Annotated in this window: 22 protein-coding genes and 3 pseudogenes; 17 read left to right on the forward strand and 8 right to left on the reverse strand. The window is 62.4% G+C overall.

The window, feature by feature from the left end; genetic code table 11:
• Nucleotides 1–221, reverse strand: a pseudogene (locus GGQ66_RS23195) (Re/Si-specific NAD(P)(+) transhydrogenase subunit alpha); the annotation flags it as partial.
• Nucleotides 222–570: 349 nt separating this feature from the next.
• Here GGQ66_RS23195 and GGQ66_RS22000 point away from each other — a divergent pair.
• Nucleotides 571–1821: an MATE family efflux transporter gene (locus GGQ66_RS22000; protein WP_183795743.1), complete on the forward strand. Its 1251-nt coding sequence runs from the start codon at nucleotides 571–573 to the stop codon at nucleotides 1819–1821.
• Here the strand turns inward: GGQ66_RS22000 and GGQ66_RS22005 are convergent.
• The 4 genes from GGQ66_RS22005 to GGQ66_RS22020 all read right to left on the reverse strand — a co-directional run bounded on the left by GGQ66_RS22005 (nucleotide 1784) and on the right by GGQ66_RS22020 (nucleotide 4264).
• Nucleotides 1784–2260 (reverse strand): DoxX family protein, encoded by a 477-nt coding sequence (locus GGQ66_RS22005; protein ID WP_183795745.1) that lies wholly within the window; start codon nucleotides 2258–2260, stop codon nucleotides 1784–1786. The two genes, GGQ66_RS22000 and GGQ66_RS22005, sit on opposite strands and share 38 nt — an antisense overlap.
• Nucleotides 2250–3029, reverse strand: coding sequence for an HvfC/BufC N-terminal domain-containing protein (locus GGQ66_RS22010; protein WP_183795747.1), 780 nt, complete (start codon nucleotides 3027–3029; stop codon nucleotides 2250–2252). Before GGQ66_RS22010 ends, GGQ66_RS22005 begins: the two co-directional genes overlap by 11 nt.
• Before the next feature lie 10 nt (nucleotides 3030–3039).
• Entirely contained in the window at nucleotides 3040–3891 is an 852-nt protein-coding gene (gene bufB / locus GGQ66_RS22015) for an MNIO family bufferin maturase (RefSeq protein WP_183795749.1), read from the reverse strand.
• Between the two features lie 88 nt (nucleotides 3892–3979).
• Entirely contained in the window at nucleotides 3980–4264 is a 285-nt protein-coding gene (locus GGQ66_RS22020; protein ID WP_183795751.1) for a BufA1 family periplasmic bufferin-type metallophore, read from the reverse strand.
• Nucleotides 4265–4455: 191 nt separating this feature from the next.
• Between GGQ66_RS22020 and atpD the strand changes: the two genes are divergently transcribed.
• From atpD to GGQ66_RS22100, 16 genes are all read left to right on the forward strand, one after another.
• Complete coding sequence (atpD, locus tag GGQ66_RS22025) at nucleotides 4456–5871, forward strand: F0F1 ATP synthase subunit beta (protein WP_183795753.1); 1416 nt, start codon at nucleotides 4456–4458, stop codon at nucleotides 5869–5871.
• Nucleotides 5868–6329, forward strand: a complete 462-nt coding sequence (locus tag GGQ66_RS22030; protein WP_183795754.1) for a F0F1 ATP synthase subunit epsilon — start codon at nucleotides 5868–5870, stop codon at nucleotides 6327–6329. The genes atpD and GGQ66_RS22030 overlap by 4 nt, the downstream gene beginning before the upstream one ends.
• Nucleotides 6310–6612: an AtpZ/AtpI family protein gene (locus GGQ66_RS22035; RefSeq protein ID WP_183795757.1), complete on the forward strand. Its 303-nt coding sequence runs from the start codon at nucleotides 6310–6312 to the stop codon at nucleotides 6610–6612. Before GGQ66_RS22030 ends, GGQ66_RS22035 begins: the two co-directional genes overlap by 20 nt.
• Nucleotides 6609–6881: an N-ATPase subunit AtpR gene (locus GGQ66_RS22040; RefSeq protein WP_237359043.1), complete on the forward strand. Its 273-nt coding sequence runs from the start codon at nucleotides 6609–6611 to the stop codon at nucleotides 6879–6881. Before GGQ66_RS22035 ends, GGQ66_RS22040 begins: the two co-directional genes overlap by 4 nt.
• On the forward strand, nucleotides 6878–7591 hold the full coding sequence (locus GGQ66_RS22045) for a F0F1 ATP synthase subunit A (protein WP_183795761.1): 714 nt from the start codon (nucleotides 6878–6880) through the stop codon (nucleotides 7589–7591). Before GGQ66_RS22040 ends, GGQ66_RS22045 begins: the two co-directional genes overlap by 4 nt.
• 2 nt (nucleotides 7592–7593) lie before the next feature.
• Nucleotides 7594–7839, forward strand: coding sequence for a F0F1 ATP synthase subunit C (locus GGQ66_RS22050; protein WP_210287373.1), 246 nt, complete (start codon nucleotides 7594–7596; stop codon nucleotides 7837–7839).
• Between the two features lie 10 nt (nucleotides 7840–7849).
• Nucleotides 7850–8590 carry a F0F1 ATP synthase subunit B family protein gene (locus tag GGQ66_RS22055; protein ID WP_183795763.1) on the forward strand — a complete coding sequence of 247 codons (741 nt, stop codon included), beginning with the start codon at nucleotides 7850–7852 and terminating at the stop codon, nucleotides 8588–8590.
• Nucleotides 8580–10106, forward strand: a complete 1527-nt coding sequence (locus GGQ66_RS22060; RefSeq protein WP_183795765.1) for a F0F1 ATP synthase subunit alpha — start codon at nucleotides 8580–8582, stop codon at nucleotides 10104–10106. The genes GGQ66_RS22055 and GGQ66_RS22060 overlap by 11 nt, the downstream gene beginning before the upstream one ends.
• A complete protein-coding gene (locus GGQ66_RS22065) occupies nucleotides 10103–10963 on the forward strand; it encodes a F0F1 ATP synthase subunit gamma (RefSeq protein ID WP_183795767.1) in 861 nt (286 codons plus the stop codon). The genes GGQ66_RS22060 and GGQ66_RS22065 overlap by 4 nt, the downstream gene beginning before the upstream one ends.
• Nucleotides 10964–11065: 102 nt before the next feature.
• Nucleotides 11066–11635, forward strand: a complete 570-nt coding sequence (locus GGQ66_RS22070; protein WP_183795769.1) for a sigma-70 family RNA polymerase sigma factor — start codon at nucleotides 11066–11068, stop codon at nucleotides 11633–11635.
• The gene (locus tag GGQ66_RS22075) at nucleotides 11622–12257 is read left to right on the forward strand and encodes an NrsF family protein (RefSeq protein WP_183795771.1); all 636 of its coding nucleotides are present in this window, start codon (nucleotides 11622–11624) and stop codon (nucleotides 12255–12257) included. Before GGQ66_RS22070 ends, GGQ66_RS22075 begins: the two co-directional genes overlap by 14 nt.
• Nucleotides 12258–12335: 78 nt before the next feature.
• Nucleotides 12336–13433 carry an ABC transporter substrate-binding protein gene (locus tag GGQ66_RS22080; RefSeq protein WP_183795773.1) on the forward strand — a complete coding sequence of 366 codons (1098 nt, stop codon included), beginning with the start codon at nucleotides 12336–12338 and terminating at the stop codon, nucleotides 13431–13433.
• Between the two features lie 206 nt (nucleotides 13434–13639).
• Nucleotides 13640–14431 (forward strand): ABC transporter permease, encoded by a 792-nt coding sequence (locus GGQ66_RS22085; protein ID WP_370686411.1) that lies wholly within the window; start codon nucleotides 13640–13642, stop codon nucleotides 14429–14431.
• Nucleotides 14428–15255, forward strand: a complete 828-nt coding sequence (locus tag GGQ66_RS22090; protein ID WP_183795776.1) for an ABC transporter permease — start codon at nucleotides 14428–14430, stop codon at nucleotides 15253–15255. Before GGQ66_RS22085 ends, GGQ66_RS22090 begins: the two co-directional genes overlap by 4 nt.
• Entirely contained in the window at nucleotides 15252–16310 is a 1059-nt protein-coding gene (locus GGQ66_RS22095; RefSeq protein WP_183795777.1) for an ABC transporter ATP-binding protein, read from the forward strand. The genes GGQ66_RS22090 and GGQ66_RS22095 overlap by 4 nt, the downstream gene beginning before the upstream one ends.
• An 88-nt stretch (nucleotides 16311–16398) precedes the next feature.
• The gene (locus tag GGQ66_RS22100) at nucleotides 16399–17928 is read left to right on the forward strand and encodes a VOC family protein (RefSeq protein WP_237359044.1); all 1530 of its coding nucleotides are present in this window, start codon (nucleotides 16399–16401) and stop codon (nucleotides 17926–17928) included.
• Between the two features lie 48 nt (nucleotides 17929–17976).
• On the opposite strand, the gene GGQ66_RS22105 is transcribed toward GGQ66_RS22100, so the two are convergent.
• From GGQ66_RS22105 to GGQ66_RS22115, 3 genes and pseudogenes are all read right to left on the reverse strand, one after another.
• Nucleotides 17977–19020, reverse strand: a complete 1044-nt coding sequence (locus tag GGQ66_RS22105; RefSeq protein WP_183795778.1) for a zinc-dependent alcohol dehydrogenase family protein — start codon at nucleotides 19018–19020, stop codon at nucleotides 17977–17979.
• A 107-nt stretch (nucleotides 19021–19127) separates the two neighbouring features.
• Nucleotides 19128–20497 (reverse strand): annotated as a pseudogene (locus tag GGQ66_RS22110) (IS701 family transposase).
• 84 nt (nucleotides 20498–20581) lie between these two features.
• Nucleotides 20582–20911: pseudogene (locus tag GGQ66_RS22115) on the reverse strand (transposase); the annotation flags it as partial.
• Nucleotides 20912–21008: the final 97 nt, after the last annotated feature.

Below are 21008 nucleotides of genomic sequence, written 5' to 3' on the forward strand. Positions count from 1 at the left end.
ACCTTGGCGATGACGTCTACCGACGCAAAGAGGGCCTCGGCGCTGTCGACCACCTCGACGCCCGCCTTGCGATAGGCCTCGTCGGTAAAGCCCGCTGCCAGACCCGCACCGCTCTCCAAAACGCAACCATGCCCCAGCTTCTGGAGCTGCAATGCACTCTCTGGCGTCATCGCTACACGCGACTCACCCAAAAATACCTCTTTCGGTGTCCCGATTCTCACACTGTCCTCCTCGCTATCTGTCCGACCCCGGCAGGGCGTTCGGACACAGCCTCCGGGTGGTCTTTTAGACGAAAGTCTTTGAAGTGCAAAACATGAATCGGCCTGTGTCGCAGGGATGCGACGGCCTGCCACGGACAGTTGCGGCGGCGGGTCCGATATATGGCAACCGCAATCGCTTTGGACTGTTTTGATCATGCGTTGACCGCACTGGCGCTGGCAGGCGATAGTGAGCCTCTTGCCTGTCGAACTCAGGATTTGATTCCCGCCCGTGCCCCAGATTTCGCAGAAGCGGCCCGTTGTCCGGCCTTTCGACATCACCCACTGCGAAGTGCTCAGGATATCGATTCCTATGATGATCGCGTTCCTGTCGACGCCGCTGGTCGGACTGGTGGCGACGGGGGTGGTGGGCCAGTTGGGGGATGAGGTGCTGGTGGGCGGCGTGGCGCTGTCGGCGGTCATTTTCGACGTCATCTTCGTGACCTTCAATTTCCTGCGTGGCGCAACCACCGGCTTTACCGCGCAGGCGGTCGGGGCCGGAGACCGCCGCGAGGAACAGCGCATGCTGGCAAGCGGTCTTGCCATCGCACTTGTGGCCGGTCTTGCACTCGTGGTGTTGCAGAAGCCGCTTGGGGCACTCGGTCTTATGGCCATGGGTGCGCAGGGGCCGGTGGCAGAGGCGGCCAAGACCTATTTCGACTGGCGCATCTGGTCCGCACCCTTCGTGCTGTTCAATTTCGTTGCCTTCGGCTGGATCATCGGGCGGGGCGAGGCGCTGCCCGCCATGGCGTTGCAGACCCTGCTCAACGTGCTGAACGCAGGGCTTAGCGTTTATTGGGTCATTTATCTCGGCTGGGGCGTGGCGGGCGTTGCTGCAGCCTCTCTGGTGGCGGAAGCGGTCACGGCCGCAGCCGGGCTCTATCTTATCGTGAAGAAGACCGACCGCGAGAGGTGGGCCTGGCCGGATGCCAGTGCCTTCCGCCGTGCCTTCTCGGTGAATGGCGACATGATGGTCCGCTCTTTTGCGCTGCTTGGCGGCCTGTCGTTCTTCACGCGCCAGAGCGGGACACTCGGTATCGAGATTCTCGCTGCCAACACCATTCTTCTGCACTTCCACTTCTTCGGCGTCGCCTTTCTGGATGGCGTGGCGACAGCCGCCGAACAGCTTGCCGGTCGCGCCATCGGCGCCCATTACCGTCCGGCCTTCAATCGGATGCTTTCACTCACCACGCTCTGGGGGTTCATCGCCGCGGGACTGGTCTCGCTCGGCTTTCTGGCCAGTGGCGGCTGGGTGATCGGCATCACCGCGCCGACGCCGGAGGTACAGGCACTGGCGCGGGATTATCTGCCGTATATCGTGGCGCTGCCCGTCTTCGGCATTGTCGCCTTTCAGATGGATGGGGTCTATATCGGCGCAACCTGGTCGCGCCAGATGCGCAATCTGATGCTTTTGTCACTGGTGGTCTATATTGCCGCTTGGGCTGTGCTGCAGCCGCTCCTGGGCAATGACGGGTTGTGGCTTTCGCTGCTCATATTCCAGAGTGCCCGCTCCATCGCCTTCCGCCTCATGCTGCCGAAGCTTGCCGCGCGCGCATTCGCGTGATCAATGCATCGAGCGAGAGGCGGCCCGGCCCTGCTGCGATGAGGATCAGAAGGCAAGCGGCCCAGGTGCCGTGGGTCGGCCAGGCATCGGGATAGACGAAAAGCTGGATGGTGAGCGTCATGCCGAGAAGGGCGAGCGCCGAAAGTCGGCTGGCAAGACCAAGGACAAGAAGTGCTGGAAACAGGTGTTCGGCCAGCGCCGCGAAATGGGCTGCAAGCCAGGGATCGACAAACGGCAGCCTATACTCGTTCTCGAACAGATAGACAGCCGTATCCGTAACCCGCCAGCCGTCCACCTTGGTCTGGCCGGAACGCCAGAAGGTGCCGGCGATGGACAGCCGGGCAATGAGTGCGATCAGATCGTACGGGATAAGGGAGAACAGGGCGATTACTGCCTGATAGCGGTCGGCGAGTGTCTGGTGAGCGGGTTCAGCACGCATTGGCGGGTTCCTCGAGCCGGAGAGATATGAAGCCGCCGGAGCGGATGAGCCCGGCAAGGTTTTGCGAGAGATCGAAAGCGGGCGCATCGCCAAGGGCGGCTTCGACGGCACAGCCCAGTGTCAGTCCATCCGCCAGCGCCTGAAGGAAAACCGCGCCGCCGGGCGGCAGGCGGTGAACCTCGACCAGCATGTGTGGCCGCACGACCAGCGCGTCTTCCGCCGGCCATGCGGTGAGCGGGGCAGGCTCCGCCTTGCCGGAATTCATCGCCCAGATGAGAACGGCGGGATAGGCCGAACGCAGGATGGCGAGCGAGGGATGCGGCGTCAGGATCAGATCGGACAGGCGTGGCGTCGGGATGGCGGCAAAGGTCGCCGCGGTCAGCGGTTCGGCGTCGGCGGCGTGATAGGCACGGCTGCGTGCCGCTTCCAGCCGCATCACATCCGGCAGGTAGACGAGGCCAGCAGCGGGTTCGAAGCCGGCAACGAAATCCGGGAAGTCCTCGCCATAGGTGAGAAGCACGGGCGAGCGTGGCGGGTGTTTGCCGATATAGGCATCGGCCATGGCGGTGAAAAAGTCGCGCCCGACGATTTTTTCCGTCGCGGGGAAGCGGCTCGCCAGCGCACCGATCAACCCCTGCATGACATTGTTGCGATAGACGGCGAAGCGACGTGGCGGCGCTGTGCCCGTCCAGCTTTCAAGCCCCTGCGGCACGGGGCTCTCCCGATCCAGGAGGGCGGCGGCGAAGCGGTCCTGTGTGTCGCGTGACATGGCCGCCTCCTCAGGCCACGAGGCGATGGGCTGCGGCCAGAAGCCTCCCGGCTGCTTCGGCCTCGGCTCTCAGCACCGGCCAATCCGGAACGTCATTATCCCACTCGATCAGCGTCGCGATAGGGCCGGTACGGCCAAGCACCGTTTCGTAAAGCGCCCAGACCGGATCCTTCACGGGGGTATCGTGGCTGTCGATCAGAAGCGGTGCACCGGCATCATCCACTGTTTCCGCGTGACCGCCCAGATGGATTTCCCGAACCTTCGAAAGCGGAAACCGAGCGAGGTAGTCCAACGGATCGACATTGTGGTTGGTCGAGGCGACGAAGACATTGTTGATGTCGAGCAGCAGCCCGCAACCGGTACGACGGGCAATTTCCGCCAGAAACTCCGTTTCCTGCAGGGTGCTTTCCGCGAAGGTCAGATAAGTGGCCGGGTTTTCCAGCAGCATCTGCCGGCCGAGCGCTTCCTGCACCTGATCGATATGCTCAGCGACGCGAATGAGCGTGGCCAGCGTATAGGGCAGGGGCAGCAGGTCGTTCAGGAAAATGGTGTCATGCGAGGACCAGGCCAGATGTTCGGAAAAGCTTTCCGGCTCATAACGGTCGCAAAGCGCTTTCAACCGGGCGAGATGATCGCTGTCGAGCGGTTGCATGGCGCCGATCGAAAGGCCGACGCCATGGATCGATAGCGCATGGTCCTGCCGCAAGCGCGCAAGCCGCGCATGGGGGGGGCCACCCGCGCCCATATAGTTCTCCGCATGGATTTCGAGAAAGCCGGGTGGCGACGTATCGGCCAATATGGCTTCGAAATGCTCTGGCTTGAAGCCGACACCCGCACGACGCGGCAGGTTGGATGCTTGCATGGCTGTGTCTCCTGTCCTGGCTGTGGAAGGGGCGACGGGCGGTGCCCGGCGGGAGACACCACCCATCGCCGTGTGCCGAGTTACGGGGTCAGACCGGGGCCGGGCCCTGCATCAGCGAACCCATGCCGCCGGGGACCTTCATGGTTTCGCAAGTGCCGGTGGGCACGAGCTTCCAGGCATTCTTCTGGTAATCGATCTTGGAGGTGCCGGCGCAGGTTGTTCCGGGGCCGGCTGCGCAGTCGTTCTGGCCCTTGAGCGCAATGCCATAGCACTTTTCCTTGGCATCGGCGGCAGAGGCGGCGGGAGCGGCAAGCGTCGTCAGCGCGGTGGCGAGCGAACCGGCGAGGGCGAGGGAGGCGAGGCTTTTGTTCATGGGTCGGGTTCCTTGGCTGGCGAGCCTTGATTGGCTTGCAAAGGGGAGTACGACCCGGACGGACGCTTCGTTACAGCACCTTCGGAAAATTTGGCGCTCCACAGGGCTGCCCGGATACTGCGGCGGATCGGCGCTTGACCCGCCGCGCCAGAGGAATAGTCTGATGAAGACGAAATAGCCGGGTGATCCGCATGGTTCCTGCAGTCGGTCGCATTCATGCCGTGCGCGGCGCTGTTATCGATGTTGCCTTCGCTGCCGGTGATCTGCCTGCCATCGAGCATGCGTTGCAAGTGGAAGGCGACGGGGATGGGCCGGTTCTGGCGGAAGTTCAGGCGCATATAGGACCGGGTCTCGTGCGGGCCATTGCCTTGCAAAAGACTGCGGGTCTGCGGCGGGGCGCTGCGGTCAAGCCGCTTGGCGGGCCGGTGATGATCCCGGTGGGGAATGCCGTTCTCGGAAGGCTTCTCAACGCCATTGGCGAAATCGGTGATGCCGGAACGCGGCTTCCCGACGATACGCCGCACCGACCCTTCCATCACGCAGCCCCGACACTGGCCGAACAGAAGGGTGGCGCAACGCTTTTTTCAAGTGGCATCAAGGTGATCGATCTTCTGGCGCCGATGGCGCAGGGTAGCAAGGCGGCAATGTTCGGCGGAGCTGGCGTCGGCAAGACCGTTCTGGTCATGGAGCTGATTCACGCCATGGCGAGCCATTATCAAGGCATCTCGGTCTTTGCCGGCATAGGCGAACGCTCGCGCGAAGGCCATGAAATGTTGCTCGACATGCGTTCCTCCGGCGTGCTGGAGCGCACTGCGCTGGTCTACGGCCAGATGAACGAACCGCCCGGTGCGCGCTGGCGCGTGCCGATGACGGCGTTGACGATTGCCGAATACTTTCGCGACGAGGCGCACAAGGATGTGCTGCTTCTGATGGATAACGTGTTCCGCTTCGTGCAGGCCGGTGCTGAAGTGTCGAGCCTGCTCGGCCGATTGCCGTCGCGGGTCGGTTACCAGCCGACACTGGCCAGTGAGGTCGCGGCACTTCAGGAACGGATTGCCTCTGTGCGCAGCGCCTCGATCACCGCCATAGAAGCCGTTTACGTGCCCGCCGACGATTTCACCGATCCTGCCGTCACCGCCATTGCCGCTCATATGGACAGCATGGTGGTGCTTTCCCGCGCCATGGCCGCGGAAGGCATGTATCCGGCGGTCGATCCGATTGCCTCATCCTCGACGCTGCTCGATGCTGCGGTGGTGGGGGCCGATCATGCCGACGTCGCCATGCAGGTGCGCCAGACCATCGAGCATTATCGGGAGCTTCAGGACGTGATTTCCCTGCTCGGCATGGAGGAGCTGGGCAAGGAGGACCGGTTGATCGTCAGCCGGGCCCGCAAGCTGCAACGCTTCCTGACGCAGCCCTTTACCGTCACCGAAATGTTCACCGGCATTGCCGGGCGCTCGGTACCCGTTGCCGATACGGTTAAGGGGTGCCGGGCGATCCTTGAAGGCGAATGTGATGCCTGGAGTGAAGCGTCCTTCTACATGATCGGCGATCTCGAAGAGGCGCGGGCCAAGGAAAAGGCCGGCGCCCAAAGGACAGCAGCATGACCGGCCTGCTGACGCTCACGATTGCCACGCCCTCTGCCCGGATCGTCGATCGGAGCGAAGTGCAGGCGCTTCGCGCCGAAGACGACAGCGGCAGTTTCGGCATTCTGCCGCGCCATGCGGATTTTCTGACCGTGCTCGTTCCCTCGGTGCTGCGCTGGAAGCTTCCAGCCGGCGACATGCGCTACTGCGCGGTCGATTCCGGTGTGTTGACGGTGCGCGGCGGTCGGGAGGTGGCGGTGGCCTGCCGGCAGGCGCTTCTGGGAGATGATCTTGAGGCATTGCACGCGCAGGTGCTTGCCATGCGGTCCGAGCGAATCGAGAGCGACCGCGAGCGCAAGGTGGACCAGACCCGGCTGCATGCGCGGGCGGTGCGGGCAATGATGCAGCTCATGCGTGGCACGGCACCGGATTTTGCCGCTGCGCCGAAGGGAAGCGACGATGGCATCCCGGCAAAGTGATGTGGAAAAGGGCGATGGTGCCGAACGTATGGCGGATGCGGCCGAACGCGCTGCCCGGCGTGTGCGGGAAAAGCGCGACGACCCGTCTCCAAGCTTTGCTTCGCGCCTAGGGCAGATCGGCATTCTCGGCTGGACCTTCCTGACGCCGATCCTCCTTGGAACGTTCGTTGGCCGTCTGCTCGATCGGTATTTTCAATCCGGCGTGTTCATCACCGCGCCGCTCATCATGGCCGGAGCTGTGCTCGGTTTCTGGTCGGCCTGGAAATGGATGCACCGTCGATGATCGAAATCCTGTCTGCCCTTGCCGCTCTTGCCAGTGGCTTCGCAATCGGCCTTTTCCATTTTCTAAGCCTGCGTTTCTGCGTCGATGCCTTTACGGGTGGCAAGGCCGCCCGTGCCCTTGTCCTGCAATTCGGGCGCTTCGCCGTCACCGGTCTTGCCCTTTACGGTTTTGCCCGGCTCGGTGCGCTGCCGCTTCTCTTCGCAGCGCTCGGGCTTCTCGCCGCGCGGGCCGTTCTGCTGCGGCGCGAACGAAAGGCTGATGCACCATGACCTCGCCGCTGGAACTTCTCCCGCTGTTCACCGTCTTCGGCGTGCCGTTGACCGCACCCGTGCTGGTGACCTGGGCGCTGATGGTGTTGCTCGGGTTTGGTTCCTTCCTGATCACACGGCGACTTTCACCTGTGGCGCCCTCGCGGGCGCAGGCTTTTCTGGAATTGCTTGTCACCACCATAGACAGCCAGATCCGGTCCACCGTGCAGGCCGACCCCGCGCCCTATCGCTCACTGGTTACAACGCTGTTCCTCTACGTCCTCGTCGCCAACTGGTCGTCGCTCGTTCCCGGCATCGAACCGCCGACCGCCCATATCGAGACGGATGCAGCACTTGCCCTGATCGTGCTGGCCGCGACGATTGGCTATGGCATCCATGCCCACGGACTTCCCGGTTATCTCAAGACCTTCGCCGAGCCGAGCTGGGTGATGATCCCGCTCAACATCGTCGAGCAGATCACCCGAACCTTTTCGCTCATCGTGCGCCTTTTCGGCAATGTCATGAGCGGCGTCTTCGTCATCGGTATCGTGCTGTCGCTGGCCGGGCTTCTGGTGCCCATTCCGCTCATGGCGCTCGACCTGCTGACCGGTGCCGTGCAGGCCTATATTTTTGCGGTTCTGGCCGTTGTCTTCATCGGCTCCGCCGTCAACGAGGGGGAACGGACGCCGGCCGCGCCGCCCTCAACGCCCCATTCGCCCCAAGGAGGTTGATCATGGATGTCATCGGTATCGTCAGTATTCTCGCGGCAGCCCTTGCCGTGTCCTTTGGCGCCATAGGTCCCGCCCTTGCGGAAGGCCGGGCGGTGGCCGCGGCCATGGACGCCATCGCCCGCCAGCCGGAAGCCGAAGGAGCGCTGTCGCGAACGCTCTTCGTCGGTCTGGCGATGATCGAGACGATGGCGATCTACTGCCTCGTCATCGCCCTGCTGGTTCTCTTCGCCAACCCTTTCGTCAAGTAAGGCCGGCCCGATGCACATCGACTGGTGGACGCTTGCGCTTCAGACCGTCAACGTTCTCGTTCTGCTCTTCCTGCTCAGGCGCTTCCTGCTGAAGCCTGTGCTTGCCATGATCGACGCGCGCCAGCAGGCGGTGGCAAGGGACATGGACGCCGCCAGCAGGGCCCGCGCCGAGGCCGAGGCGGCGAAGGCTGACACGGAAAAGCGGCTTGCCGCCATCGAGGCCGAGCGTGCTGCCCGGCTTGGAGACGCGCAAAAGGACGCCGAGGCGCTACGGGCAGCCGCGCTGAAAGCCGCCGGAACGCAAGCCGATGCGCTGCGTCTGGCCGCGATGGCGGATATTGAACGCGCCCGCGCTGCAGATGAACAGGCGATGGCCGACCATGCGGGGGCACTCGCCCTTTCGATTGCCGAACGCCTGTTGCAGCGCTTGCCGGAGACTTTGCGCACCGAGGCCTTTCTGGAACCGTTTGCGCTGGCCATCGCTGCACTTCCTGCGGAAAGCCGGGCGCTGATTGCCGGTGCCGACACCGTTGAACTGAAGTCCGCTGCACCGCTTGCTGCGGCGCAGGCCGATGCCTTCCGCGATAGGATTGCCGGTCTTGTCGGAGCGCCGCTGGCAGTCTTTTCGGTGACAGTCGATCCGGACCTCGTTGCCGGGCTCGATCTCGTGACACCGCATCTCACGGTGCGCAACAGCTTCCGGGCCGATCTCGAAACCATTCAAAGGGAGCTTTCCGGCCATGCCCTCTGACCGCGTGTTTTCGGACTGGCTGAAAAAGAGCCGTGCTGCCGTTTCAGCCGCTGCCGTCGGCGTTCGCACTGATATGCTCGGTCGGGTGGAGCAGGTAGCCGATGGCATTGCCCGTGTTTCCGGCCTGCCGGATGTGCGGCTGAATGAACTGGTGCGTTTCGAAAACGGCGAAGCCGGCTTTGCGCTGGCGCTCGATGCGGACCTGGTCAGCATCGTCCTGCTCGATAGCGGCGCGGGGATCGAGGCCGGCGCCATCGTGCGCGGCACCGGTGCTGTGGTGCAGGTACCGGTGGGCGAGGCATTGCTCGGTCGCATCGTCGATCCGCTTGGTCGCCCGCTCGATGAGGGCGAGGCAATTGCCGCAACAGCGATGATGGATGTCGAGCGGCCCGCCCCGGCCATCATCGACCGCGATCTGGTGACCGAGCCGGTGGAAACCGGCATCCTTTCGGTCGACGCACTGTTTTCGCTCGGACGCGGCCAGCGCGAACTTATTATCGGTGATCGTGCCACCGGCAAGACGGCGATTGCCGTCGATGCGATCATCAACCAGAAGCATACCGATATCGTCTGCGTTTATGTGGCCGTCGGTCAACGGGCGACGGCGGTTGAGCGGGTCATCGAGGCAGTGCGCAGCCACGGGGCACCGGAACGATGTGTCTTCGTTGTCGCGCCGGCCTCGTCCGCCCCCGGCCTGCAATGGATCGCCCCCTTCGCCGGCTTCACCATTGCCGAATATTTTCGCGATCGGGGCCAACATGCGCTGATCGTGGTGGATGATCTGACGAAACACGCGGCCACACATCGAGAGCTTTCGCTGCTGACGCGTGAAGCGCCTGGTCGCGAGGCCTACCCCGGCGATATTTTCTATCTGCACGCCCGGTTGCTCGAACGCTCGGCGAAGCTTTCTCCGGCTCTCGGTGGCGGTTCGCTGACGGCGCTGCCGATTGCCGAAACCGATGCCGGAAACCTTTCGGCCTATATTCCGACCAATCTGATTTCGATCACCGATGGGCAGATCGTGCTCGGTTCCTCGCTTTTTGCCGCGAACCAGCGCCCGGCGGTGGATGTCGGGCTTTCGGTCAGCCGTGTCGGCGGCAAGGCACAGCATCCGGCTCTTCGGCAGGCTTCGGCCCGCTTGCGGCTTGATTATGCGCAATATCTCGAACTTGAAATGTTCACGCGCTTTGGCGGGATGTCGGACCAGCGCGTTACGGGCCAGATCAGGCGCGGCGAGCGTATCAAGGCACTGTTGACGCAGCCGCGGTTCGCGCCGTTGCGTACCGTCGATCAGGTCGTGTTACTGACGGCCCTTGCCGCCGGCGTGCTTGATAACGTTCCGGTCAAGGCGTTTCCGGTGTTGCGGGCGGAACTCCCAGCCTGGGTGGACAGTGCCGCGCGCGATGCCGTGGATGCCGTTACCGCCGGCAAGGCGCTGGATGAGGCGCAGCGCGCGCGGCTTGCCGAGGGCGTGGCGGCGCTGGTGAACAGGCTTTCGGCAGACAAGGCCCCATGACCAACAAGCTCTCCTCCATCGAAGCGCGGATCGGGTCCGTCCAGCAATTATCGACAGTCGTTTCCGCCATGCGCGGCATTGCTGCCGTGCGCTCGCGGGAGGCGCGTCAGGCGCTGGATGGTATCCGCACCTATGCGGCAACCGTCAGCGCCGCTATCGCCGAGGTTCTGGCCACCATGCCCGCCCTGCCGCTGCGGGCGGGAGTTGCTGGTGGTGGCGTCCACATTCTCGTGCTGCTGATGAGCGAGCAGGGGTTTGTCGGCGCCTTCAACGAACGTATTGTCGAAGCGGCCCGCCAGATGATCGCGGCCTCCGGCGGTGCGGATTGGGAAATCTTCGTGGCTGGGAATCGTGGCGCGGTGCTTCTGGCCGAAAGCGGTGTTTCGGCGCGTTCGATCACAGCGATGATCGAGCACAGTGCGCAGGCTGGCGAACTGGCCGGTGAACTGTCCGACCGCCTGTTCCAACGGCTTGGTGAAGGCGATGTGGCGGAGGTGTTGCTGCTTCATGGCGAACCGACCGTTCCGGTCGAAACCGTTGGAGAAAAACGTCTCGCCCCGTTCGACTATACCCGCTTTTCCATCACTGGGCGGGCGAAACCGCCACTGATGACGCTACCGCCCGAACACCTGCTGGAGCGGCTGGCCGAAGAGTTCGCCTTTGCAGAACTCAGCGAGGCCATTGTGCTGTCTTTCGCGGCTGAAAACGCTGCTCGCACCCGCGCCATGACAGAGGCCAACGCCAATGCCGAAAAGACGCTGGAGGAACTGAGGCAGCTTTACCGTCTTTCGCGTCAGGAGGAAATTACCGACGAAATCATCGAACTTGCAGCCGGTGTGCTGGGTCGCCAGAGCTGAGCGCCCTTCGGCGCCGGATGCTATCTTGAAAAATAATCAGTGGCGGCTGTAACAACGCGGCTTTCGCGTGCGTAGGGTTCTTCAGGACATGACGGTGCACAGTTGAGCGTTTCGCGACGGGAACAGGAATGGGCGGACTGGATGCGCATGGCCATGGAGGGCGATGCGCAGGCCTATCAGCATTTTCTGGTCGCAGTCACGCCGCATCTGCGGGTGCTGGCCCGGCGGCGCTGCGCCGAATTCGGGGCGTCGGCGAGCGAGGCGGAAGACGTGGTACAGGAAGTGTTGCTTGCAGTGCATCTTAAACGCGGCACCTGGGATACGGCCAGACCCATTGGCCCCTGGCTTGCAGCCATCGTCCGAAACCGGCTGATCGACAGCCTGCGGCGGCGGGGCCGGCGCACCAATGTGCCGATCGAGGATGTGGCGGCCACGCTGGCCGCCGACGAACAGACGGATGAGGGCGACGAGCGCCTTTCCGCCGAAACGCTTCTGGCCCGGCTGAAGGAGCCGCAGCGCGATATTGTGCGCTCCATCTCGCTGGAAGGGGCAGGCGTGCGCGAAACCGCGCAGAGACTGAAGATGAGTGAAGGCGCGGTTCGCGTCACGCTGCACAGGGCGTTGAAGACGCTGGCGGCCTTTTACCGGAGTGACAACCATGAAAACCGATGAGCTTATCAGGCTGATGGCCGAGGATGCACCGGTGAGGGTTCGGTTCGGCCGGCAGGCGTTCATGGCACTTGTGGCGGGAACGCTCGCGGCGCTGGCGTTGCTTCTCCTGTCTGTCGGTATCCGCCCCAATCTCGGGCAAGCGCTGGAAACAGCGCGGGTGCTGTTCAAGGTGGCGGAAACGCTGCTTTTTGCCATTCTGGCCGCGCGGCTGGTGTTTCTCGTCGGCCGGCCGGGTGCCTCATTGAAGGCGGCGGCGACCATGCTTCTCCTGCCGCTGGTCCTGCTTGGCGCGGCCATCGCCGCCGAGCTTTTCGCCCTGCCGCCGGACGCCTGGCGGCGCTATCTCATGGGTAGCCATCCCGTCTTCTGCGTTGTCTTCGTGCCGCTGCTGGCACTTCTGCCGCTCGCCGCCTTTCTCATCGCGCTGAAACAGGCGGCGCCGGATGATCCCGGCATGGCGGGCGCGGTGGCCGGCCTTGCGGCAAGCGGCATCGCTTCGGCGGTCTATGCCTGGCATTGTCAGGATGACAGCCCGCTTTTCCTTGCGACATGGTATGGCGTGGCGACCGTCGTCGTCACGGCCACCGGATATATGGCGGGTCGCCGCCTGCTGCGCTGGTAAGCGGCGGCTGTCACACACGGTTCATGGAACGGCCCTACGAGTGCTCCCGGACAGACATCCAGGAGCCCGGAGGACACCATGCTCACCACCACTCATCGTTTGCTTTCCCTGACGACCGCGCTCGTCGTCGCCTCGACAGGCTTCGCTTTTGCTGAACCGAGCGCCGAACTGATCGCGGCCGCCAAGAAGGAAGGCACGCTGACCACCATCGCCCTGCCGCATGACTGGTGTGGTTATGGCGAAGTCATCGAAGGCTTCAAGGCGAAGTACGGCATCACCGTCAACGAACTGAACCCGAATGCCGGTTCGGGCGACGAAATCGAGGCCATCAAGGCCAACAAGGGCAATACCGGTCCGCAGGCCCCCGATGTCATCGACGTCGGTCTTTCCTTCGGCCCGGCGGCCAAGAAGGACGGCCTGATCCAGCCCTACAAGGTTTCCACCTGGGACTCGATCCCCGATAGCGCCAAGGATGCCGAAGGTTACTGGTACGGCGACTACTACGGCGTTCTCGCCATCGGCGTGAACAAGGATATCGTCAAGAACGGCCCGAAAAGCTTCGCCGATCTCGCCAAGAGCGAGTACGCAAACTCGGTCGCCATGCCGGGCGATCCGCGCACCGGCAATTCCTCGATGATGACGGTTTATGCCGCCGGCCTCGCCAAGGGTGGCAAGGGTGGCGCCGATGCCGCGACCAACGGCACGGCTTTCATGAAGTCTCTGAAGGAAAGCGGCAATCTGGTTCCGGTGAACGGCACTGCCCAGAACATGGCGCAGGGCACGACCCCGATCCTCATCGACTGGGACTACAATGTTCTGGCCATGCGTGACAAGCTTGCCGGCAACCCGCCGATGGATGTCATCGTTCCCGCCGACAGCGTCATTGCCGGCGTCTATGTTCAGGCGATCTCCGCCTATGCGCCCCACCCGAATGCCGCCAAGCTCTGGATGGAATACCTCTATTCCGACGAAGGTCAGCTTGGTTGGCTGAAGGGCTATTGCCACCCGATCCGCTTCAACGATCTCGCCACCAAGGGCAAGATCCCGCAGGATCTGCTGGCCAAGATGCCGCCGGCCGAAGGTTACGCCAAGGCCGTCTTCCCGTCGCTGGAAGAACAGTCCGCTGCCAAGGCCGTGGTTGCCGAAACCTGGGCCAAGGAAATGGGCGCGCAGTAAGCGTCCTGTCTTTCATTCATGGTCGGGGATGCCGGTTTTCGCCGGCATCCTCATGCCGTTTTTGATATGAGGATCAAAGAGCGATGACGATGGCGGAAGCAGCTTCACCACCGGAACGGACCGTCATTCCCGGGCCGTTTACCGGTCTTTTCGGACGGATCGGCTGGGCCTGGTTGGGTGTTCTGCCCTTCTTTGCCTTCTGCCTCATGTTTCTCGTTGCGCCGGTGCTCTATCTGGTCAAGGGCGCGTTCCAGAACCCGGCGGGCGAATATACGCTGGACAACCTTCTGGCGCTCGCCTCGCCCAACATCGTCGCGGCCTTTTCGCTGTCGATCCGGCTCAGCCTCGTATCCGCCGGCATCGGCGCCATTGCCGGCCTGCTTTTGGCCTATGCGGTCATTCTCGGCGGCCTGCCGCGCTGGGTGCGCCCCGCCTTCATGACCTTTTCCGGTGTCGCTTCCAACTTCGCCGGCATTCCGCTGGCGTTTGCCTTTATCGCCACGCTTGGACGCCTCGGTCTGGCGACGGTGGTGCTGCGGGATGTTTTCGGCATCAATCTCTATGGCGTCGGCTTCAACCTCTTTTCATTCTGGGGCTTGGCCGTCACCTATCTCTACTTCCAGCTTCCGCTGATGCTGCTCATCATCACGCCGGCCATCGACGGCTTGAAGGGCGAATGGCGCGAGGCGGCTGAAATCCTGGGCGCCAACCGACGGCAATATTGGCGCATGGTCGCGCTGCCGGTCCTGACGCCTTCCGTTCTCGGCTGCTTCCTGCTGCTGTTCGCCAATGCCTTCGGCACGCTGGCGACGGTCTATGCGTTGACCGGCTCGCGCTTCGCCGTCGTGCCCATTGTTCTCTTCCAGCAGATTCAGGGTAACGTTCTCTATAACCCGAACCTCGGCTATGCCATCGCCTTCGGTATGGTGCTCATCATGGCGGTTTCGAACACGCTTTATCTCGTGCTGCGGGCGCGGGCGGAACGGTGGCAGAAATGAAGAAGCCCTTTCCCTTCGCCTCAGCGCTCATTGCACTGGTTTCAGCCGCCTATTTCCTCATTCCGCTCTACGCCACGTTCCAGTTCTCGCTGCAGATGGTGCGTGGTGAATGGAGCCTTGCGGCCTATCGCGCCGTGTTTGCCAGCGACACGTTCATTGCCACCATCACCTATTCCGTGGTCGCCTCGCTGGTTGCCATCATGATCGGTGCGGCCATCGTGGTGCCGACGATCTACTGGGTACGGTTGAAATTACCGAGGCTTCGCCCGGTCATAGAGTTCCTGAGCCTTCTGCCGCTCATCATTCCGCCGGTGGTTCTTGTGTTCGGCTATATCCGCCTGTTCGGCTCCAGTTCCTACCTGCCGCTGACCATGAGCGATCAGGGCACCAATTTTCTGCTGGTCATGGGCTATGTGGTCCTGGCGCTGCCCTATATGTTTCGCTCCGTCGATAACGGCATGGCGGTCATCGATATCGCCACGCTGACGGAGGCCGCCGAAAGTCTGGGCGCCTCGCGGTTGCGCACGGTCGCCACCGTCATTTTTCCGAATGTACGCTCGGCCATCGTGTCCGGCGCGTTCCTGACCTTCTCGATCTCGCTCGGCGAATTCGTGCTGGCCAGCCTGCTCAACCGCCCGGCCTTTGGTCCCTATCTCGTGCAGATGGGGCAGGACCGGGCCTATGAACCGGCTGCCCTTGCCGTCATGACCTTTGGTCTGACCTGGGCCTGCATGGCGCTGATGCAGTATTTCGCCAATCGCAAGCCGGGTTCGCGCTTCGTGCCGCGCCTGCCGCTTTCATCCGCCAAGGGAATAAGCCCATGAATTTTCTCCGGATCGCCGCCGTCAGCAAGAGCTTCGGCGCCAACCACGTCGTCAAGGAATTCAACCTCGATATCGACAAGGGCGAGTTCATTTCCTTTCTCGGGCCCTCCGGCTGCGGAAAGACCACGGTGCTGCGCATGGTGGCGGGCTTCGAAACGCCAAGCGCCGGGCGCATCGTGCTGAATGGCGAGGACATCACCGCCCTGCCGTCGCGACAACGCAATATCGGCATGGTCTTCCAGGCCTATGCGCTTTTCCCGAACATGAACGTGTTCGACAATGTCGCGTTCGGGCTGAAGGTGGCCGGCCAGCCGAAGGCCGAGATTGCGGCCCGCGTCAGCGAAATGCTGAAACTTATCCATCTGGAGCATCTGGCCGACCGCTATCCCTACCAGATGTCCGGCGGGCAGCAGCAGCGCGTGGCGCTGGCGCGGGCGCTCGCGCCGCGTCCGCAGGTCCTGCTGCTCGACGAGCCGCTGTCGGCGCTCGATGCCAAGATCCGTGTTTCGCTGCGCGAGGAAATTCGCCACATCCAGCGCCAGCTTGGCATCACCACCATTTTCGTGACCCACGATCAGGAAGAGGCGCTGTCGATTTCCGACCGTATCGTCGTCATGAATGGTGGTCGCGCCGATCAGATCGGCGTGCCGGCCGACATTTACAATCGTCCCGCCACCCGCTTCGTCGCTTCTTTTGTCGGCACGCTGAACATGATCGAGGCGACAGTGCTGGATCAGAGCGGTACCGTGAAGATCGGCGAAACCGTGGTGTCCCTGCCGGAGCCTATTGTACATCGCCAGCAGGGCGAGACCGTTTCGCTGGCGCTTCGTCCCGAAGCCGGCTCGCTGACGGGGGATCTGCGCGGCGATACGGCGCTGCCGGGCAAGGTGCTGTCCACCCACTTCCTCGGCTCCGTCATTCGCACGAAGCTGGACGTGGCTGGGCATCAGGTGTCCTTCGATACGTTCAACGGGCCTGAAACCCGTCTGCCCGCCGCCGGTGAGCCGGCGACATTGCGCTTCGCCGCCCGCGATCTTCTGGTGCTGCAGGACTGAACCTTGTGACATTCGCGCCGGGCCTCTCTATATATGCGGGACGGCGGGGAGCGACGATTCCCCTGATGTGACAGGGAGGCGGCGGCGCATGATGGCAGGTTTCGAAAGCGGCATTCACCACGTCACGCTGCTGACGCGGCGCGTGCAGGCGAATGTCGATTTCTATGTCGGGTTCCTCGGTCTTTCGCTGGTCAAGCGCACCGGCGGTTATGAGGATGCCGAGCAGCTTCACCTGTTCTACGGCGATCGCAATGCCTTGCCCGGCACGCTGGTCACGTTTCTCGTCTGGGAAGACGGTGCGCCGGGGCGGGTCGGCAACGGGCAGGTGTCGGAGATCGCCTTTGCCGTGCCGCAGACCGCCATCGGCATGTGGCTGACGCGGGCACTCGCGCAAGGTCTGGTGGTGGAAGGCCCGTCGCGGGAATTCGGTGAGCCGGTGCTTCGCCTGAAAGACCCGGATGGCATCATCGTCAAGCTGGTGGGCGTCGAAAACGTGCCTGATGGCGAAGCTGGTATTTCGCGCATCCGTGCCGTCACGCTTTTGACGGAGGTACCGGAGGAAACGGCCGCCTTCGTCTCCCGCTTCGGCTATAAGCCAGGCCCGGTGAATGGCGCGATCCGCCGCATGGTCTCGGAGACCGATGTCGTTGATATTCGCGATGCCTCGGGCTATGTGCCGGGCATTCCGGGTACGGGCACGGCCGATCACGTCGCCTTTCGCGCGGCCGATGACGCAGCCGTGGCGGCGGCGGAAGCGGCGTTCTCAAAGCTCAACTCTTCGCCTACCAATGTTCACGACCGTAAATATTTCACCTCGCTTTATGTGCGCGAGCCGGGCGGTACGCTTATCGAATACGCCACCGACGGGCCGGGCTTCGCCGTGGACGAGGCACCGGATGCGCTGGGGCAGGTGCTGTTCGTGCCGGAGCAGGACGCCGCGCGGGCGCGTGATCTCGAGATCATGCTGCCGCAGTTTTCGCTGCCCGGCGAACCGCGCATGCCGCGCCGCGACCTGCCCTTCGTGCACCGCTTCTTTATGCCGGAAAAGGTTGGTGACGACACGCTCGTTCTCCTGCACGGAACCGGTGGCAGCGAGGCGGATCTGATGCCTTTCGCCCATCGCATTGCCCCTGAGGCCGCCCTTCTCGGTGTGCGCGGGCGGGCGGTGGAAGAGGGGGTGGCTCGCTGGTTTCGACGCTTCTCGGCCATGGAATTCGATCAGGCCGACATTCGCTCGGAGGCCGACGCCTTCGCGGCCTTTCTGGAAGGGGCGATTTCCGGCTATCGTCTCGATGCCGAGCGCCTGACGCTCATCGGCTATTCCAACGGTGCCAATTTCATCGCCGCGGTCATGGCGCTCTATCCTGGCCTCATTCGCCGGGCAATCCTGCTACGGCCCATTCCGGTTCTGGAGCCGTTACCGGCAGTCGATCTCTCGGGCAGCCGGGTGCTCTCGGTGACGGCGCGGCAGGATCTCTATGCCGTCCATGCATCGCGTCTTGAAACATGGTTCACCGATTGCGGCGCAGCGCTGACCACTGAGCGCATTGATGCGGGCCATCCGCTGAGCGAAGCGGACGAGACGCTGACGCGCGCCTGGCTGTCGGGGCAAAACTGAAATGCCGGGCTTTCGTGTGTAGGCCCGGACGGTTATCATTCACGCCGGTCAGGCGTCGGCCTTGAGGATCACCTTCAACGCCTTTTCCTTGGCAGCAGCGCTGAAGACATCGTAGGCCTTCAGGATATCGTTCAGCGCGAAGCGATGGGTGATGAGCTGTGCCGGCGAAATGCGGCCGGATTGCACCGTCTTCATCAAAAGCGGTGTGGTGTTGGTGTTCACCAGACCCATGGCGATGGTGATGTTCTGGATCCACAGGTTCTCGATGTGGAGTTCCACCGGCTTGCCATGCACGCCGACATTGGCGATGCGCCCGCCCGGCGCGACGACCTGCTGGCAGATATCGAAGGTGGCAGGAATGCCGACCGCCTCGATGGCGACATCAACACCGGTACCGCCGGTCATCGCCCTGAGTGTCTCGATCGCCTTGCCATCGGCCACGTTGATTACGTCGGTCGCACCAAGTTGTTTTGCGACCTCCAGACGGTTCGGGTCGGTATCGAGCATCACCAGGCGACCGGGCGAATAGAACTGCGCGGTCAGAAGGGCTGCCATGCCGACGGGGCCGGCGCCGACGATGGCGACGAAATCACCCGGCGCCACCTGACCGGCGAGAACGCCGATCTCGAAACCGGTTGGCAGGATGTCGGAGAGCATGACGAGTGCCTCCTTGTCCGCACCGTCCGGGATCGGATAGAGGCTGTTGTCGGCATGGGGAATGCGAACATATTCGGCCTGCGTGCCATCGATCAGGTGGCCAAGAATCCAGCCGCCGTCGGCGCAGTGCGAATAAAGCTGGCGCTTGCAGTTTGCGCATGATCCGCAGGACGTGATGCAGGAAATGAGAACCCGGTCACCCTTCCTGAAATTGCGGATGGCGCTGCCGGTTTCCTCAATCACGCCGACACCTTCATGTCCCAGCGTGCGGCCATCGGTAACGGCGGGCACGTCGCCCTTCAGGATATGCAGATCGGTGCCGCAGATGGTGGTGTTGGTGATGCGGACGATGGCGTCGGTCGGTCTCTGGATGGCGGGCTTCTCCTTGTCCGCCCATTCCTTTCTACCCGGCCCCTTGTAAACGAGTGCTTTCATGGTGTGACACTCCTCAAACACTGGCATGGATTTTCGCTATGCGTGGACCTCCATCGGCAGATAGCTTGAATCAGAATGTACGTGACTTGAAAAGCAATTCGATTCAATCAGTCAGGGAAACGCTCTAGCACTACTTTGGCAGATTGAACAATTGAGCTCGTATCTGGTTGCGACAATGGGGACATCGGGTTGGTGTTTCCGCGAGCATCATGGCTGCGATAACGACGCGCCGAACCGCCGGCAGGGTCGGTTTAGGCGGTCCTGATTGCTGCCACTTCTTCCTTTTTTTCCCGCTTTGCGATCTGAAGGCGATGATGCTGGAGGAAGGTATACGCGATCATCGTCATCAGCGCGTGGCGATGTAATCCTTTCCATGACCGGCCTTCGAAGTGGTCAAGACCGAGTTCCTCCTTCATCTGCTGATGGGCCTGTTCGCAGACCCAACGGGCTTTAATGGCTCCGGCCAATTGCTTGAGCGTTGTATCAGCCGGCAGATTGGACAAGTAATATTTCCGCTCGCCATTCGAGCGCCACTCACCAACCAGCCAGGCCTCTTCGCCGGCATGTGCTGTTGTCCCTTGTCGAGGATGCGCTGTGGGGCGCCATCGGCAACACGGATACGTCTTGCGGCAAACCGTGCTGACAGGCGGCCTTTCGTGCCGCGCCGCCAACTGACCTTCCTCCATCGCGCATCAGTCAGGATCGTCTCGGCTGCCATCGAAAGAGTATCCGGAATTGAATGCTGGCGCGGACGACCATGGCCGGAAACCGGGAAAATCAGCGCGACATCATGGGGATAGACCTTCTGATGTTTGGGGATGCCGACTGCCCAGACGAGACCACGAGCACTCAAGCCTTGCCGGAATGCCGCCGACAAGCCATATCCGGCGTCGGCAAGCACGACACCGAAGCGCAGACCTGTTGCCATCAGTCGATCAATTTCCTCCAGGGCGATCTCAGGCTTGGTGCATGGCTGGCGCATCTGCTCGGGTACGCCGACTTTCAACAACCGCGAGGGATTGCCGATCCAACTTTCGGGCAGAAACAATCGCAAGGCCACCGGTACTGGAACTTCCTCGCGAGCCAGTGTCAGCGATACCAACGTCTGGCAATTGGCTCTCTTGCCCAGCATCGAAGCATATTGCGGAGCGACGCCGACGGAATGCTCCCCCTTCTTCGGAATGGCTGTGTCATCGATCACAAGGAATGCGTCATCCCCACCGACTATCCTATCGGCCAGTCGTGCCAGTTCCAGCCTGAGCGGCTCATCGTCCCAGATGCCATCCGAAATGAAATGGTGGAGGCGATCGTATTGTCCTGGGGCCAGGCGTGAGGCCATCGGCTCAATGCTCTTGCGGTCTCCGGGTCCAAGCAGGCCGGCGATATAAAGCGGACACATCGCGCCCCGCTTCTTATGCCCGAATTGCTCAATAAACGGCTGTAAAAACAGCGAAAGTTCGGCATCCACATCTGCCATCCGCACCTCCAATCAAAGGTGCAGGCAGAATCTCAAATCAACCTTGCCTCAATCCGCCAAAGTAGTGCTAGGAGCTGTGGACAGTTACCTGAGCCAAAGGATTGTTGCGGCAATTGCGACCATTGCCCGATAGTTTCGGGCGGCTTTCTCATATATCGTGGCAATGCGTCGAAATTGTTTGAGCTTGGAGAAGCAGCACTTGATCAGATGGCGCTGGGCATAGAGTTGTTTATCGATCGGATATTTTCGGGCGCGTGATGGATTGTTTGGGATAACCGCTTGCGCTCCCTTGTCGGCAATGCGTTTGCGCAGCCGATCGCTGTCGTAAGCGGTATCGGCCATGATGACATCGGTTGGCAGCTCTTCGATCAAGGCATCGGCTTGCGGTGCATCGTCTTTCTGGCCGGCGGTCAGCTCTGAACCGCGCCGGATTTACCGGAGACCGTTTGGTTTAAGTTATGCGGCCATGGCCGGCTCGTCCAGCATGGCATAGTATCGTTCTTCTGCCTCG

Origin of the sequence: Allorhizobium borbori (assembly GCF_014196535.1) — a bacterium.
GTDB lineage: Bacteria > Pseudomonadota > Alphaproteobacteria > Rhizobiales > Rhizobiaceae > Ectorhizobium > Ectorhizobium borbori.